This is a genomic window from Sphingobium sp. Ant17 (genome assembly GCF_000588875.1).
Lineage (GTDB): Bacteria > Pseudomonadota > Alphaproteobacteria > Sphingomonadales > Sphingomonadaceae > Sphingobium.
This window is the reverse complement of sequence record NZ_JEMV01000006.1, coordinates 44,479-59,925: the sequence shown is the minus strand read 5'-3', so window position 1 is coordinate 59,925 and position 15,447 is coordinate 44,479. Positions and strand designations below refer to the sequence as shown.

Sequence of the window (15,447 nt, the reverse complement as noted above, 5' to 3'; positions counted from 1 at the left end):
TTCCCGCTGATATAATAGGCGCTCAGGCTTGCAACGCTCAAGACGATCGCTACCCCCCAAACCGCGACAATGCCCTTTCTACTGCGATGACGCCGCTTTTTTCCGCTATGACCCTTATCATTGAGCATTGGCTGTTCTCCATTACTTTATCCGCCAATCATAATGGTCGTACAGCACCCATGTTCCGGCATCAAAATGTGATATTTTATTGCTGAACTAAGCAGTCAGTTTGAATATTGGATCATGATGCCATGCTCTTGGGCGGGTTGCGTAGCGAACTCATATCGACCACGCCCGCAAACTCGACACCCATCCGGTCGTCTCGCGACCAGCAGGCCGTGGCGTTGACGAACTGGTTTTCAGCCAATTCGATCGCGAATAACGTTCCTTCGGGAACGTTCCATAATCCTTCGATCAGCGCGCCGGTTGGAGAAATGTTGCGGACGCGCCCGGTATAGATGTGGCCGTCATGATGGATCGAGACCGTTCTCAACATGGTCTTACGGTCTGGTCGGCTGGACTTGAAGCCATCTATTTCGGCGTTTGCGCCATGCGTGATGTGGCTGGCCATCACATCGACAAATGGCATCGGACGACCATAGATATAACCTTGGACATGGCTGCATCCTAATTGCCGGATCAGCGCCAGTTCGTCCTGGGTTTCTGCGCCTTCCGCGGTCGTATCCATGCCCAGCGCCTCGGCCAGGCTGACGATCGCCTTGATGATCGCGCTGTTGCGGTTCCCCTTGATTGCAGCCCCGCGCACAAAGCTTTGATCGATCTTGATCTTGTCGAACGGTGCCTTCTTGAGATAACCGAGCGAGGAATAGCCGGTCCCGAAATCGTCCAGCGCCAATCGCACGCCCAATGCCTTCAACCGCGCGAACATGGCATCGGTGCCATCATCATCGTTCAGGAAAACGCTTTCGGTTATTTCCAGCTCGAGTCGCGCCGGAGCCAGTTGGGACGTAGCCAACGCATTCATCACCGTGGAGGGGAAACCGGGATTAGCAAATTGTGTCGGTGACACATTCACAGCGACCCGAATCCCATCGTCCCATTCCGCTGCATCGCGACAGGCGGTACGCATCACCCATTCGCCGATCTGACCGATCAAGCCGCTATCTTCGGCGATCGGAATGAATATGGCCGGCGAAATTGGCCCACGCACCGGATGGGTCCAGCGCAGCAACGCCTCATAGCCGGTGATCTGATCGGTACGAAGTGACACGACAGGCTGATAGGCCAGATGCAAGCCATCGGCGGCCAGCGCGTGGCGCAAATCCTCCTCCATACGGCGTCGATCTTCAGCGTCCGCATGCATTTCCGACGAATAGAAGCGATGTACGCCCCGGCCATCGCCCTTGGCGGCATAGAGCGCCAAATCAGCGTTGCGAATGAGCGCATCAGCTGTGACACCATCGTGCGGCGCACGGGAGATGCCGACGGATACGCCAATGACGACGGCCGTGCCCTCGATCGAATAGGGTTGGGCCACCGTGCTGATGATATTTTGCGCCAACAGCGTCAGCGCTTCCTGATCATGATGACCGGGCAACAAAATTTTGAACTCATCGCCACCCTGGCGACCAACCAACCCCTTATTGCCCACCGTGCGCTGAAGGCGCTGACTGACCTGCCGCAACAACGTGTCGCCTGCCGGGTGCCCAAGCGTGTCATTGACCATCTTGAACCGGTCGAGGTCCAGCATCATCAAAGTGCAATCGCCGGGCTTTCCTGGTCGGCCTGCCACCGCCTGCTCCAGTGAACTGAGCATCTGGATGCGGTTGGCAAGGCCCGTGAGCGAGTCGAACTGCGCAAGGCGCGTCACTTCAGCCTGGCTGCGGCGCATTTCCGTCAGGTCGGTGCCACTGCCGCGAAAGCCATGAAACTGGCCATATTCGTTGAAGACCGGCTGGCCGGAGATCGACCACCATCGCTCTTCCTTAGCCATCGCGGCGCAGACCGAAATATCCGAAAAGCCGGTTCGCGCTGAAAGGTGAAAGCCTAGCGTGCGCTCGCCATTGCTCTGCTGCTTGTCGCTTGGCCGAATGATTTCGGTAATCGGACGACCGATCAGCGCGCCTTCACGCGCATCCAGCGTTTGCGCCAGCGCTTCGGAAATATAGGTTAAGCATCCTTGCCGATCGGTTTCCCAAAACCAACCCCGTCCAGTGCGCTCATGCTCCATCAGCAATCGATCCGACCGCTGGGCGCGCAAATCCTGCCTATGGCGTTCTATGGCAGCATCACGATCGACCCTTGCCTGACGCACCGTCGCGATTGCCATCACGATCACACAACAAAGGAGCAGACCGACCTGCGTCATGCCAGCCTTTGCGAACACGGACACCAGCAATGCGCCGAGAAAATAGCCGATCCCTAAAAGCCGCCTATCCCCGAAGATACATACCGCCAATAGCGCCACCGCCAGTTCCGGCACCGCGCCCAAGAAAATCGCCTCCGACGCGGCTAGCCTTTCCTGCCCCAGCCATAAGCTGAAACACAGGCCCGACAGACACACCATCACCAACATCAACCAATTTTGAACATGCGGTTTAAGCGCCTGGAACAAAATTTGGCGCGGCACGGTCATCAACGTGCCATCCACCAGCAGCATGAACGCCAAAACCAGCGCCTGCACATTATGCTCAGCGCGATAGAGAGGAATATGGAGAAGGCTGACAACGCAAATCTTCGCCAGCAGGATCAATGGCCACAAGCGCGCGATCGGCGCAAAAGCACCCGAAATCCAGGATGCCGACACCTCGGTGCCGCTTTCCGTCAAGCCTAGTGCGACCATCAAGGTCACCGGTCGCGAAGACGTATCGGACAGCGAAGCGCACAATGGACTCATGCGCGTATCGTTAGCAGCCACTTATTTACAGAGACTTACCGCCCTACCCGCCCGTAATGGCACGATCACGTCTTCGGGCAGGACAGTCACGTCCGCTCATCAAACACGCATCGGCATGAGGACGTAAAGTGCGGGACTGGCGTCATTCTCGCGGATCAGTGTCGGCGCGGCGGCATCGGCCAGATGCAGCTCGACCAGATCGCTGTCGATCTGCCCCAAAATGTCGAGCAGATAGCGCGCGTTAAAACCAATGTCGAAGCCCTCGCCCTGGAACGCACCAGGCACTTCTTCGGCCGCCGTGCCATTTTCCGGGCTAGTCACCGATAAAGTAATCTTGTCGCGATCCAGGCTCATCTTGACCGCGCGGGTCTTTTCGGTCGCGATGGTCGCAACGCGATCGACGCCCTCCTCAAAGCCGCGCGGGTCGATCTTGAGCAGCTTGTCATTCGCGGTCGGGATGACGCGGCTATAATCGGGGAAAGTACCGTCGATCAGCTTGCTGGTCAGGATCGCGCTGCCCAGGCCGAAGCGGATCTTGCTGGCCGACAGGGAAATCTGGACCGAGCCATCGACCTCGTCGAGCAATTTGCGCAATTCGGCGATACATTTGCGCGGGATGATAATACCGGGCATCCCGTCCGCGCCATCGGGCCGGGGTACAGTGATACGGGCCAAACGGTGTCCATCGGTCGCGGCCGCGCGCAAGACGGGCTGGCCGTCGTCGGACACGTGGAAGTAAATGCCGTTCAGATAATAGCGCGTTTCTTCGGTCGAGATCGCAAAGCGTGTCTTGTCGATGATCTGCTTCAATGTTTCGGCAGGCAGTTCGAAGCTGGTCGGCAGGTCACCCTCGGCAATGACCGGAAAGTCGTCGCGCGGCAGGGTCGATAGGTTGAAGCGGGCGCGCCCCGCCTGGATCAGCATCTTGCCCTCGGCCGCCTGAAGCGACACCTGACTGCCCTCGGGCAGCTTGCGCGCGATGTCGAACAGCGTGTGGGCGGAAATGGTCGTCGCGCCGGGCTGCTCGACTTGCGCTGCGATACTGTCCACGATCTGGAGGTCGAGGTCGGTCGCCATCAGCTTGATCGCGCCATCGGCCGATGCTTCGATCAACACGTTGGACAGAATCGGGATGGTGTTCCGGCGCTCGACCACCGACTGGACGTGGCTCAGGCTCTTGAGGAGCGTTGCGCGTTCGATGGTGGCCTTCATGTCCCTGTTCTGTCCGTTTCTTTTTAAGCCGATAGCCAGGGTTCGGTCGAATCCCGGCGACAATGATGGATGGTTCCTCATAACCGCTGTTGCGACTTGGGCAAGCACTCGCTCACCCTTTCCCACAGCGCCGGGGTTGCAAATGGGGACAGGTTGGGCTTTGCGCGTTGGATGCACGCCATCTTTGCCCTGTTGACCCTCCTCATGCTGGCCACGGCTCCGGCCGACGCGCGTGATTCTCTGGGGATATTCGAGGGTTGGGGTGCCTTCCGCGATCCGGCCGCGCCGCGTTGCTATGCCATCGCTCAGTCAGTGGCGCGCTGGGGACGGAGCGGCAAAGGCTTTGCCTCCGTTGGCACATGGCCGCGTCAGCGGGTGCGCGGGCAGATTCACCTGCGCCTCAGCCGCGCCCGGTCGGACAAGGCGCCGGTGACGCTCAATGTGGGTGAACGCCGATTCCCCTTGGTCGCCGGGCGGATGGACGCTTGGGCCGCCGACGCACGCGGCGACGCGGCGATCATCGCGGCGATGCGCTCGGCCAGCAGCATGAGCGTGCAAAGCGTCGACGCGCAAGGCAGGGCGTTTGCCGACAGCTACGCCCTGCGCGGCGCGGCGACGGCGATCGACGCGGCAGCGCTGGGCTGCGCTCGGGTGCGATAAGCGACGCGCTTTCACATTTTGCTGAAATCGACTATGGGCGCGGCTATGCAATCAGCCGCCAACCCCGTCATGCCGATTCCCGGCCTAATCGATCCTGTGCCCGTGCCCCGCGCCGTCACACCCCGTGCGGATGGCCGCACCGACCTGCTGGGCCTGTCGCGCCCGCAGATCAAGGCTGTGCTGGAGGAAGCCGGGCTGGACGTGAAGGCGGCCAAATTGCGCGCCAAACAGCTGTTCCACTGGCTCTACCATCGTGGCGAAACCGATTTCGAAGCTATGACCGACCTCGCCAAACCGATGCGCGGCTGGATGGCCGAGCGCTTCGTCGTCGGCCGCCCGGCGGTGGTGGAAGCGCAAGTCTCCAGCGATGGCACGCGCAAATGGCTGCTGCGGTCGGACGACGGGCAGGATTATGAGATGGTCTTCATCCCCGATGCGGATCGGGGAACGCTGTGTGTCTCCAGCCAGGTCGGCTGCACGTTGAACTGCCGCTTCTGCCACACCGGCACGATGCGGCTGGTGCGCAATTTGACGCCGGGCGAGATCGTCGGCCAGGTCATGCTGGCGCGCGATGCGCTGGGCGAATGGCCCAAGGGCAATATGGGCAGCAACGTTGCGGTGCAGGATGACGAAGACGAGGACGCGCCGCAATATTCGCCCGACGGGCGAATGCTGACCAACATCGTGATGATGGGCATGGGCGAGCCGCTCTATAATTTCGAGCATGTCCGTGACGCGCTCAAGGTCGTGATGGATGGCGACGGCCTTGCCCTCTCTCGTCGCCGCATCACCCTGTCGACCAGCGGCGTCATTCCGATGATGGCGCGCGCGAGCGAAGAGATCGGCGTGAACCTGGCTGTCTCGCTTCATGCCGTGACCAAGGAAGTGCGCGACGAATTGGTGCCGCTCAACAAGAAATATGGGATTGAGGAGTTGCTCCAGGCCTGTGCCGACTATCCCAAGGCGAGCAATGCCCGGCGCATCACCTTTGAATATGTGATGATCCGCGACAAGAATGACAGCGACGAGGATGCACGCGAACTGGTGCGGCTGCTGCGCAAATATAAGCTGCCCGCCAAGGTCAACCTGATCCCGTTCAATCCCTGGCCAGGCAGCGATTATGAATGTTCGACGCCCGATCGCATCCGCGCGTTCAGTTCGATCGTGTTCGAAGGCGGGATTTCCGCGCCGGTCCGCACCCCACGCGGGCGCGATATCATGGCGGCCTGCGGCCAGTTGAAGTCGGCGAGCGAGAAGAAGAGCCGGGCGGAACTCGACCGGCTGGCAGCGGAAAAGCAAGCGGCGCTGGGATGAAGCGGTGCCTGCGCGCCCGTTGCGGCGTGAGGGATTGATGACCCCGGCGGCACGAAAAAGGGCGGCCCCTTGCAGGACCGCCCTTCGTCGTTTCAACGGATCCGCAAGGATCAGAAGCGGAAGCCGACGCCGACCATCGCGGCATCACGGCCACCGATGTTCTGCTCATATTCGGTGCGCTGATATTCGGCCGAGATATAGGTGTTCGGGGTCGCCGCGAATTCCAGACCACCGCCGAAGCGGACGCCTTCCAGGCCAGCGCCGTCACCATCGACTTCGAAGCGGGTGGTGGCATAGCCGACCTTACCGAACGCCAGGACGCGCGGCGTGGCGACGAAACCGAGACGCAGCGACGCGGCGAGATCGCGGCTGACGTCCAGGCCGAAATCATCGACGGTTGTGTCGCCCAGGCTGACTTCAACGCCGCCGGTGATGCGAGGTGCAAGTACCAGGTCGTAACCGGCGGTCACGCCATAAGCGAAGCCTTCTTCGCCGCCGATCTTGTCATAGCCCATGGTGACGCCAGCGCGCGGCCCGGTGAAGGGTGCAGCGTCCTGAGCGACGGCAGGGGTTGCAACAACGGCAGCAGCAATAGCTGCGAAAATCACAGTCTTCATAAATTCCTCGATATTATTATATTGCCTGACATAGTTTATCGCCAGGCTATTTGGTTCGACGTGAAGATTTCATGGCACCATGTGCGCCATATTTGTTCTATCCATGATTGCTTTTATTTTTAGCGATCATGAACGCGATCCGCATTGGCATCGCGTGATTGCCATCTAGGTGCGCCCTGTTGATTTGCAAAGAGGCTGGATTGTAAGTGGTCATGATTCTTGATTTATGTTGCAAAAGTGTGACATTGACAGCCATCGGGCAAGATGCCGACTGTCATACAGGCTCCGTGGATTTTCCCCGAAAAAGGCGTAAGGTTGCGCCAATGGATAGCCCCACTCCCACCGACGGCATCACCGTCAAGCGCCATCGGCTTTCGACCCGGTTGTGGCACTGGCTGAACGCCGCGCTGCTCTACATTCTCTTCACCAGCGGCCTTGGCATTTTCAACGCCCACCCCCGACTCTATTGGGGGCAGTATGGCGCGAATTTCGACCATGCCTGGCTAGAGCTGGAGCGCTTTCCCGGCTGGATCACCTTGCCCGCGCTTTATAATCTGGCGATGTCGCGCCACTGGCATTTGACCGCTGCGCCGATCTTTGCCTTTGCGCTGCTGTTCTACATGCTCTGGAGCCTTGCCAACCGCCATGTGAGCCGTGACCTGGCGTTCCACCGCGATGATCTGCGGCCTCGCCATATTTGGCAGGATATCAAGGACCATGCCCGGTTGCGCTTTCCTACGGGGCAAGCGGCGTTGCGCTACAATGTCCTGCAAAAGGCGAGCTATGTAGGCGTCATTTTCATCCTGTTGCCACTCGTCATCCTGACCGGGCTGACCATGGCACCGGGCATGAATGCGGCCTGGCCCTGGCTGGTCGATCTGTTCGGCGGGCGACAATCGGCGCGTTCGCTGCATTTCATTGCCGCTTTCGCGTTGGCCGCATTTTTCGTGGTTCATATCCTGATGGTGATCCTGGCCGGACCGATCAACGAAATCCGGTCGATGATCAGCGGACGATATCGGGTGCCGGAGGAAAAACCATGATTCTGACCCGTCGCATGGCGCTGCTGGGCGCTGGCGCAATGCTCACCGGCTGCGACCGGCTGGCTCAAAATGCCAACATACGGGAAGCACTTTTCTCGGCGGAAAATTTCCATCGCTGGGCGCAGCGCAGCCTGATGGCCCGCGACGCGCTCGCGCAGGAATTTCACCCTGACCAGATTTCGCCGATATTCCGCGCCAATGGCACCGCCAACCCCAATACACCCGCCTATAAGGCGCTATGGCGCAACGGCTTTGCCGACTGGCGACTGGCCGTCACGGGGCTTGTCGAACGGCCGCTCTCCTTGTCCCTCGCCCAGTTGCGCACCCTCCCCCATCGCGAGCAGATTACCCGTCACGACTGTGTCGAGGGGTGGAGCGCGATCGGCAAATGGCGCGGCGTTCCGTTGCGCACGATCCTGGACGGTGCACGGCTGCGTGATACGGCGCGCTATATCGTGTTCCGCTGCGCCGACGACATGGGCGGTGGGCGTCCCTATTATGAAAGCATCGACCTGATCGATGCCTTCCATCCCCAGACCATCCTGGCCTTTGCGCTGAACGACGCGCCGCTCACCGTCGCCAATGGCGCCCCGGTGCGGCTGCGCGTCGAACGGCAGCTTGGCTATAAGCAGGCCAAATATCTAATGGGAATAGAGGCGGTGGCCACGTTGGACGGCATCGGCAAGGGCAAGGGCGGCTTCTGGGAGGATGTCGCGGGCTACGACTGGTATGCGGGTATTTGACGCAAGCTGCCCGGGGTGACAAGGTAACGGCATGAGACTGTTCGAGCGGGTGTTGGGGCGACTGGTCACACGGGGCCAGCTGACGGTAACTTATGCAAATGGACGACGCTTTGTCGTTGGACAGCCCGATCCTGCCTTTCCCGATCTGGCGCTGCGATTTCACGATGGCCGTGTCCCCTTCGACATCGTTCGCGATCCCCGGTTGGGGATGGCCGAAGCCTGGATCGACGGCCGCATCGCCATTGAAGGCGGCGGCATATTGGAATTCATCTCCCTGATCAGGCTAATAACCCTTGGGAAAGTGGCCGGTCGATCGACGCCAAAACCATCTTGGCCCGCAGCATGGGCAGTGTGCGCCAAAAGCTGTGGCGTGCCAATCACAAGGCGCGGTCCAAAGCTAATGTCGCGCATCATTACGATCTGTCGGGCGCGCTCTACGCGCTCTTCCTCGACCGCGATCGGCAATATAGCTGCGCCTATTTCCCCGATGGCGACAATGAAGCCGGCATCAGCCTGGAGCAGGCGCAAGAGGACAAGAAGGCGCATATCGCGGCCAAGTTGCGGCTCGAACCAGGGATGAAGGTTCTCGACATCGGTTGCGGCTGGGGCGGGATGGCGTTGTATCTGCACCGTACCTGCGGCGTCGATGTGACCGGCATCACCTTGTCGGAGGAACAGCTCAAGGTCGCACGGCAGCGGGCGGCCGATGCAGGCGTCGCCGATCATGTCCGCTTTGAACTGATCGACTATCGCGACATGACGGGAACGTTCGACCGGATCGTGTCGGTCGGCATGTTCGAACATGTAGGCACGGCCCATTATCGCAGTTTCTTCAGCAAGTGCCGCGACCTGCTGACGGCTGATGGCGTCATGCTGGTCCATACGATCGGGCGGATGGGCGGCCCTGGCGTCACCGACGCCTTCACCCAGAAATATATCTTCCCCGGTGGCTATATTCCTGCCTTGTCGGAAATGATCGCGGGCAGCGAAGGCACGCGGTTGATGGTGACCGATGTCGAAGTGTTGCGGCTCCATTATGGGCTGACCATCCGCCAATGGTATAAGCGCACAATGGCGCATCGCGCCGAGATCGTCGCGCTCTATGACGAGCGCTTCTTCCGGCTGTGGACCTTCTATCTCGCCGGGGCAGCGACGGTGTTCGAACATGGCGGCATGGTCAATTATCAGGTCCAATATGCGCGCGACCGGCGCGCCCTGCCCATCACCCGCGACTATATGCTGGAGACAGAGGCCGCATTGGCCGGACGCTGAATAATGGCTGACAACGCCATTCGCTGACGGTTCAGCCGACGCACGGCATTCTCCTTGTCATGCCCCGCCTAACCCGCGGGGTGGATGAGGAGAGAGAGCACATGAACATTTTATGGAAGGGCGCGGCTGCGGTGAGCCTCGCCATCGCAGGGATTGCCACGGCAGCCCCCGGCCCAAGCGCAATATCATGGCGGCTATCGCGACGGATGGCGGGGCGATCGTGATCGCGGCTGGGACAACCGCCGCTGGGGCAATCGTCGCTGGAACGGGCGCAGGGATGGACGGCGCTGGGATGGCCGCCGCCACTGGCGGGGCGACCGAGGCTATTACCGGGCCGCGTATCGCCAGCGCTGCTGGACGCAATGGCGCTATGACTATTATCCCGATCGCAACGTCCGCGTCCGCGTCTGTCGCTGACGGGCCTGCCCCAGCCGGTCGGTCAGGCTGATCGGCGGGCTGGGGCAGTTGACGGGTTGGCGGGCAAAAGGCTAGGCGCAGCCCAGCCAAATCCAAGGAACCGCATCATGAGCGACACGCCCCCCGACCATCTGTCCACCAATCCCAAAAGCCCCCATTTCAACATGGAGGTGCTGCAGCGTGGCATCGGCATCCGGTTCAAGGGTCGCGAGCGCAAGGATGTCGAGGAATATTCGATTTCCGAAGGCTGGATTCGCGTCGCGGCGGGCAAGACCCGCGATCGCCACGGCAATCCGCTGACGATCAAGCTGACCGGACCTGTCGAAGCCTGGTTCGAAAATCCGGCCGAAGGCGCGGACGAAGACAAGCCTGCCGACACGGAATAAGCGTCTGGCACAGGCGCGCGCCGGATCGCGCGCCTGTTCTCAGTTCAGAGCGGACTGGCGTTTGACGTCCGCAATGATCGCGCTCAACGTCCGCTGCGATGGCGTAGCGTCCGCATAGCTGACCACGCGCAAATCCGCCTCCAGACGTGGGGTCGCTTTCTGGGCTGCCTTAACCGGGGCCGGACGAGCCTGCGCAACCATGGTGCCGCCACCGGGGGCAGGCGCGCGATGCGGCCGACGCATATCCCACATATCCGCGTCGATTTTGGCAAAGCGCACGCTGCTGCCCAAGGCGGGGTCAGGCGTGAAATCATGCAATTTGGCTTTGACCGGATAGATGAAGCCGAAAGTCGGGTTGGTGCGCGCGCCCATTTGCGCGGTCGGACTATGCCAGACGCGCACCTGGCTCCAGTCGCCGCCGTCCGACACGTCGATCGCCAGCACGTCTTCCTCGATCGCGCCGGGCACGGACCAGTTGGCGTGGCGGATCAGCACGCGCCGACCGTCCAGCACCCGACTGACCACCGCGACATGACCCAGCATCATCGGGCCATGCGGCCGAAACGCCAACACCGCGCCCTTTTTGGGCTTGGCACCGCGCTTATAGTGTTGGCTGGCCTGATCCCACCAGGTCAGCGCATCCCCGCGAATATCTACGCCCGACACGATGCGCGCATAAGGCACGCATTGCAGCACCGCCGCGCTCCACAAGGGCGCAGCCGTCAGACCGGACGCCAGCAATGCTGCCGCCCGGACAAGTCCTCGAATCATTTATGCGATCCCGAAACCCAAGAATCGCCCCACCAAGGACGACCCTAGATCGCGACTATTTATGAAGAGGTTAAAGGATCAGAATGCCGCGCGGGGCGCGCCGCCGCTGGCCGCTGCCGATGCGATCTGCACCGGCTGATCAATGGTCCGGGCCGGCTGGGCATAGATGAAACCGCGCGCCGCATTGGAGCGCAGGCCCAGATTGCCGATCGGGCCATACCATACGCGCACATCGGTCCAGTCGTTATTGGGCGACACATCGATCGCACGGACATTGCGCTCGATGCCACCACGATAGGACCAGTTGGCGTGGGTCAGCAGCACTTCGCGCTCATTGACGATCTTGCTGACCATGGCGACGTGGCCGACAGGCATGGAGCGGCTGGCGGCAAAGGCCAGGACAGCGCCGATGCGCGGTTCATGACCGCGGTCATAGCGGCCTTCCGCCTGGTTCCACCAGGTATGCGCGTTACCGTAAAGTTCAATGCCGGAGSCTGACGGGCAAAGGGAACGCATTGCAGCACTCCGGCCGTCGCAGGCGTAACGATCAGGGAGGAAAGCGCAAGGAGAGCGGCGGCGAAAACCGCGCGAAAACCATTGATCATGCGAATGCGACCCCGACTTGCTTTTAGGCTTTTGCCCCGACACCGGCTTTAGGCCAGACGCAGGGAGGCATGGAAAGCACGGGGCGACGAGTCGTTGCGGCGATGGGTTATGTTGCGGAACAAAATAGATGGCCCGCCGTTACCGTCAATCGAGTTGCTACGGTCAAATCGTTGAAAAGCGACGATTCCGTCCCAGTCATCCACACCTGCCCCCCAGTTGCGGCCAATCGCTCGAACAAGGCAGCCCGGCGCGACGGGTCGAGGTGCGCGGCCACTTCATCAAGCAGCAGCACAGGCGGCCGACCACGGTCGGCCGCGACCAGCGCAGCATGGGCCAGCAGAATGGACAGCAATAGCGCTTTTTGCTCGCCCGTCGAACACAGCGCAGCAGGCTGCGCCTTGGCGATATGCGTGACCGAAAGGTCATGGCGATGCGGCCCGGACAAGGTCCGCCCTGCTGCCGCATCTCGTCGTCGATCGCGCCCCAGCCGAACCGCCAGTGGCGCGTCGCGCACTCCCTCTTCCTGCTCGATCAGGACGGATGGCCGGGCAAAAGGTGCGTCGGGCTGGTCATCCAGCACGGTATTCAGGCGCGCGACCAGATCGGCGCGCGCCTGCTCCAGAGCCGTGCCATGCTCGTCCATCTGGGCCTCCAGCGCTGTCAGCCAGACGGGGTCCGCGCGGCGTGGATCGACCAGCAAACGGTTGCGCGCACGCATCGCCGCGTCGTAACGAGCGCTGTGCGCGGCATGGCCGGGGTGGAGCGCCAACGTCAACCGATCGAGGAAACGCCGCCGCCCGCCCGGGCTATCCAGGAACAGCCGGTCCATTGCCGGGGTCAGCCAGACGATCGCCAGATGATCGGCGAGCGCATTGGCCGATGACGCCACCCCACCGATCCGCACCTGTCGTCGATCGGGCGTCGTGGCAGATACGCCTGTGCCGAGCACGACACCCTCCACGTCCGCCGCGACGCCAAAGCTGCCAGGACCGTCCTGCCGCGCCATGGCCCGCAGCGCCGCGCCACGCAGTCCACGCCCCGGTGCCAGCATTGAAACAGCTTCCAATATATTGGTCTTACCCGCGCCATTGTCGCCGGTCAGCAATATGAAGGGATGATCGGGCAGGATCAGCGCATCCGCGTGGTTGCGGAAATCGCTCAAGGTCAGGCGGCCGATCATCGCGTGGCTGTAGCGGGCCAGGGCCTGTCGGGGAAGCGCTTAGCAGCGTTTACGCGTTGCGGCTGTTCCGTCGTTGATAATGGTGAGGGTTTGGCCGTCCTCCGACGGGTTGAGCGTTAGGGTGCGGGTCCAGCTTTGTCCTTCGCCGGTAAAGGCCGCCCTGACCGACAGCCGCCGCTCATCGCCGGGCGTCACATCCTCGACCGTGCCAACGCTTTCGTGAAAGACCAGCCGGTCCGGCAGGATATTCAGCTCCATATCCGCAGATCGATCGCCACACCGATCCTTCATTCCGGTCCAGCGGCCCAGCATTGCCACGGGCATCTGCCCAGCTTCATCTGCTTGGGTCAAACTGGAATCAGATTCCGCTTCGGCGGCTTGAGCAACGTTGCCCGGAGGCGGTATATCCGCTTTCTCAGACTCAATCTGGTCGCTAATATTGGTCGCAATGCCAGGCTGGCTTTCTGGCGATTCTGCCGCCTTGTCGCAGGCGGCAAGGGCGAAGAGAGGCAGAAGAGCAAAGGTAAAGCGCATGGCGAAAGGAACCGGCGAGATGCACCCCGGTTCCGTGATTGGCATCGATTCCCTATCGGCCGACTTGCGCGCGATCGACAATGCGGTCATCAGAAAAGGCGAACAAGATCATTCCTAGGCGGGCTGTTGCGCTCGCATTCATGATCTTGAAGGCAATGCGATCAAATCATGCGATCAGGCGGCTTCCGCCGCCACCAGACGATGGAGCCGAACCGATGAAGCGCCTACCCCTTTTTCTTGCCGCCACTGCCGCCCTGTTCGGATCGACCAACGCCATGGCCGCGCTGGCTGTCGGTGCCAAAGCTCCCGAATTCACGACACGCGGTGCGATGGCGGGTAAGACCTTTACTCTGACCTTGTCGCATCAGTTGAAGCGCGGGCCGGTCGTGCTGTATTTCTTCCCCAAGGCGTTCACGCCGGGTTGTTCGGCCGAGGCGCGCGAATTTGCCGACAATATCGACAAGTTCAAAGCGGCCGGTGCGACCGTCATCGGCATGTCGGCCGATTCGGTCGATGACCTGGTCGCTTTTTCCACCAAGGAATGTGCGGGCAAGTTCGCCGTCGCGTCCGCGGGGCCGGGCATCGTTTCGGGATATGACGTAGCGCTTAAGATGCGTCCGGGCATGACCGACCGCACCTCCTATGTCATTGCGCCGTCAGGACGTATAGCCTTCGTCCATTCCGAAATGAGCTATGCCAATCATGTGAAGACAACCCTCGCCGCCGTCGAGGCGATGAAGCAGAAGTAAGGCATACGCTATCGCTGGCGGAACAGAAAATCGCCGCCAGCGATTTGCGGCAGATCGCCGACCGGCAGGGCATAGACATAGGCCCAGGCGGTGACCAACCCGTCCGATCTCTGCACTGCGATTGCTTCCCGTCGATATTCGTGCGGCTCCGGGTACTGTGGGGCGCATTCTTCATACGCATCGAGCCAGGCGAGAGTGGCCAACGGATCCGGCAGCGCGAACAGGTCGCCAACGACTGACCCTTCCTCCCCCAGCACAAAAGCGGGATAGTCCGCAACCTGATAGAGACGACCTCGGCCCACGGCGCGGCCGATATGCTGGGCGGTTGCGCGCAGCCGTTCCGCCATCGGCCCCGCAAAACCGGGCCGCAACGTGCCATAGACGAATAATGGCAGCGGATTCATGCGCGCGCCCTGGAAATATTCCCAACCAACAGCAATTCCCGCCAACTTGGTGAGATTTGCGCGAGTTGCCCTTGGGCCATAGCAGCCGAAAGCCGCCTATTTTTGCGAGAAATCAAAATTGGCACGGCTTCTGCAAACCCCTGAAAGCATCAAGCCGGATGGTCCGGCCATCAGAAGAACAGGGAGTTTTCATCATGTCCATCGCCCGCTTCCAGCATGTCGCCGTCGCGTTCACCGGTGCCATCCTCGTCGCCAGCCTGTTCATCAGCGCTGCGGTGCCGGTCCTGCCGATTGCCTGATCGCCGCTCATCCTCTTCAGATAGAATGGAAAGACACAATCATGAACAATAGTTTCACCCTCGACCGTCGCAATGGCAAGATCATGGGCGTTTGCGCGGGCCTGTCGAACCGTAGCGGCCTGGACGTCACGTTGATCCGCGTTGCGCTGGTCCTCTTGACGCTCTGCGCGCTGGGACCGATCGGTGTTGTGGCTTATCTGCTGGCGGGTTGGTTGGCGCAAGGCTAACCTCCTGCCGGAATATTTCAGCACGACCCGCGATGATCGGACAGTAAAAAGGCCGCTCCGGTTATACCGGAAGCGGCCTTTTGGCATCCCGCAATGGCGGGATGAATGTTAAGCGCGAAACGCGCTCAGGCATAGAGCACCGAGTAGAAAGTCAGC

At 61.0% G+C, this 15,447-nt stretch carries 15 protein-coding genes and 2 pseudogenes; 9 read left to right on the top strand and 8 right to left on the bottom strand.

The window, feature by feature from the left end; all coding sequences use genetic code 11:
• Positions 1 to 241: 241 nt before the first annotated feature.
• Positions 242 to 2,857 (bottom strand): EAL domain-containing protein, encoded by a 2,616-nt coding sequence (locus tag BF95_RS04505; protein WP_043149736.1) that lies wholly within the window; start codon positions 2,855 to 2,857, stop codon positions 242 to 244.
• Between the two features lie 99 nt (positions 2,858 to 2,956).
• Positions 2,957 to 4,069 carry a DNA polymerase III subunit beta gene (dnaN, locus tag BF95_RS04500; RefSeq protein WP_043149669.1) on the bottom strand — a complete coding sequence of 371 codons (1,113 nt, stop codon included), beginning with the start codon at positions 4,067 to 4,069 and terminating at the stop codon, positions 2,957 to 2,959.
• Between the two features lie 171 nt (positions 4,070 to 4,240).
• On the opposite strand from dnaN, the gene BF95_RS04495 reads away from it, so the two are divergent.
• Both BF95_RS04495 and rlmN read left to right on the top strand, forming a co-directional pair.
• A complete protein-coding gene (locus tag BF95_RS04495) occupies positions 4,241 to 4,729 on the top strand; it encodes a hypothetical protein (protein ID WP_043149734.1) in 489 nt (162 codons plus the stop codon).
• A gap of 45 nt (positions 4,730 to 4,774) precedes the next feature.
• Positions 4,775 to 6,043 carry a 23S rRNA (adenine(2503)-C(2))-methyltransferase RlmN gene (rlmN, locus tag BF95_RS04490; protein WP_043149733.1) on the top strand — a complete coding sequence of 423 codons (1,269 nt, stop codon included), beginning with the start codon at positions 4,775 to 4,777 and terminating at the stop codon, positions 6,041 to 6,043.
• Positions 6,044 to 6,153: 110 nt separating this feature from the next.
• Here the strand turns inward: rlmN and BF95_RS04485 are convergent, their stop codons facing one another.
• On the bottom strand, positions 6,154 to 6,660 hold the full coding sequence (locus BF95_RS04485; RefSeq protein ID WP_043149667.1) for an outer membrane protein: 507 nt from the start codon (positions 6,658 to 6,660) through the stop codon (positions 6,154 to 6,156).
• Positions 6,661 to 6,983: 323 nt separating this feature from the next.
• Between BF95_RS04485 and BF95_RS04480 the strand changes: the two genes are divergently transcribed.
• The 5 genes and pseudogenes from BF95_RS04480 (at position 6,984) to BF95_RS04460 (ending at position 10,521) form a co-directional block, all read left to right on the top strand.
• Entirely contained in the window at positions 6,984 to 7,703 is a 720-nt protein-coding gene (locus BF95_RS04480; RefSeq protein ID WP_043149665.1) for a cytochrome b/b6 domain-containing protein, read from the top strand.
• Positions 7,700 to 8,446, top strand: a complete 747-nt coding sequence (locus tag BF95_RS04475) for a molybdopterin-binding protein (protein WP_043149663.1) — start codon at positions 7,700 to 7,702, stop codon at positions 8,444 to 8,446. Before BF95_RS04480 ends, BF95_RS04475 begins: the two co-directional genes overlap by 4 nt.
• Before the next feature lie 31 nt (positions 8,447 to 8,477).
• A pseudogene (locus tag BF95_RS04470) lies at positions 8,478 to 9,718 on the top strand (class I SAM-dependent methyltransferase).
• Positions 9,719 to 9,871: 153 nt separating this feature from the next.
• Positions 9,872 to 10,135: a hypothetical protein gene (locus BF95_RS25480; protein WP_443018328.1), complete on the top strand. Its 264-nt coding sequence runs from the start codon at positions 9,872 to 9,874 to the stop codon at positions 10,133 to 10,135.
• 107 nt (positions 10,136 to 10,242) lie between these two features.
• Complete coding sequence (locus BF95_RS04460; RefSeq protein WP_043149662.1) at positions 10,243 to 10,521, top strand: DUF3297 family protein; 279 nt, start codon at positions 10,243 to 10,245, stop codon at positions 10,519 to 10,521.
• Positions 10,522 to 10,560: 39 nt separating this feature from the next.
• Here the strand turns inward: BF95_RS04460 and BF95_RS04455 are convergent, their stop codons facing one another.
• The 4 genes and pseudogenes from BF95_RS04455 to BF95_RS04440 all read right to left on the bottom strand — a co-directional run bounded on the left by BF95_RS04455 (position 10,561) and on the right by BF95_RS04440 (position 13,702).
• Positions 10,561 to 11,292 (bottom strand): CHAP domain-containing protein, encoded by a 732-nt coding sequence (locus tag BF95_RS04455; RefSeq protein ID WP_043149661.1) that lies wholly within the window; start codon positions 11,290 to 11,292, stop codon positions 10,561 to 10,563.
• Between the two features lie 78 nt (positions 11,293 to 11,370).
• Positions 11,371 to 11,897, bottom strand: a pseudogene (locus BF95_RS04450) (CHAP domain-containing protein).
• Between the two features lie 107 nt (positions 11,898 to 12,004).
• The gene (recF, locus tag BF95_RS04445) at positions 12,005 to 13,078 is read right to left on the bottom strand and encodes a DNA replication/repair protein RecF (protein WP_043149660.1); all 1,074 of its coding nucleotides are present in this window, start codon (positions 13,076 to 13,078) and stop codon (positions 12,005 to 12,007) included.
• 39 nt (positions 13,079 to 13,117) lie between these two features.
• Positions 13,118 to 13,702, bottom strand: a complete 585-nt coding sequence (locus BF95_RS04440) for a hypothetical protein (RefSeq protein ID WP_235209559.1) — start codon at positions 13,700 to 13,702, stop codon at positions 13,118 to 13,120.
• Positions 13,703 to 13,827: 125 nt separating this feature from the next.
• Here BF95_RS04440 and BF95_RS04435 point away from each other — a divergent pair, with 125 nt between their 5' ends.
• A complete protein-coding gene (locus BF95_RS04435; protein ID WP_043149729.1) occupies positions 13,828 to 14,361 on the top strand; it encodes a peroxiredoxin in 534 nt (177 codons plus the stop codon).
• An 8-nt stretch (positions 14,362 to 14,369) separates the two neighbouring features.
• Here BF95_RS04435 and BF95_RS04430 read toward each other — a convergent pair whose 3' ends face one another.
• On the bottom strand, positions 14,370 to 14,765 hold the full coding sequence (locus BF95_RS04430; RefSeq protein ID WP_043149728.1) for a gamma-glutamylcyclotransferase family protein: 396 nt from the start codon (positions 14,763 to 14,765) through the stop codon (positions 14,370 to 14,372).
• A 340-nt stretch (positions 14,766 to 15,105) separates the two neighbouring features.
• Here BF95_RS04430 and BF95_RS04425 point away from each other — a divergent pair, with 340 nt between their 5' ends.
• Positions 15,106 to 15,291 carry a PspC domain-containing protein gene (locus tag BF95_RS04425; protein ID WP_043149659.1) on the top strand — a complete coding sequence of 62 codons (186 nt, stop codon included), beginning with the start codon at positions 15,106 to 15,108 and terminating at the stop codon, positions 15,289 to 15,291.
• Positions 15,292 to 15,447 lie beyond the last annotated feature (156 nt).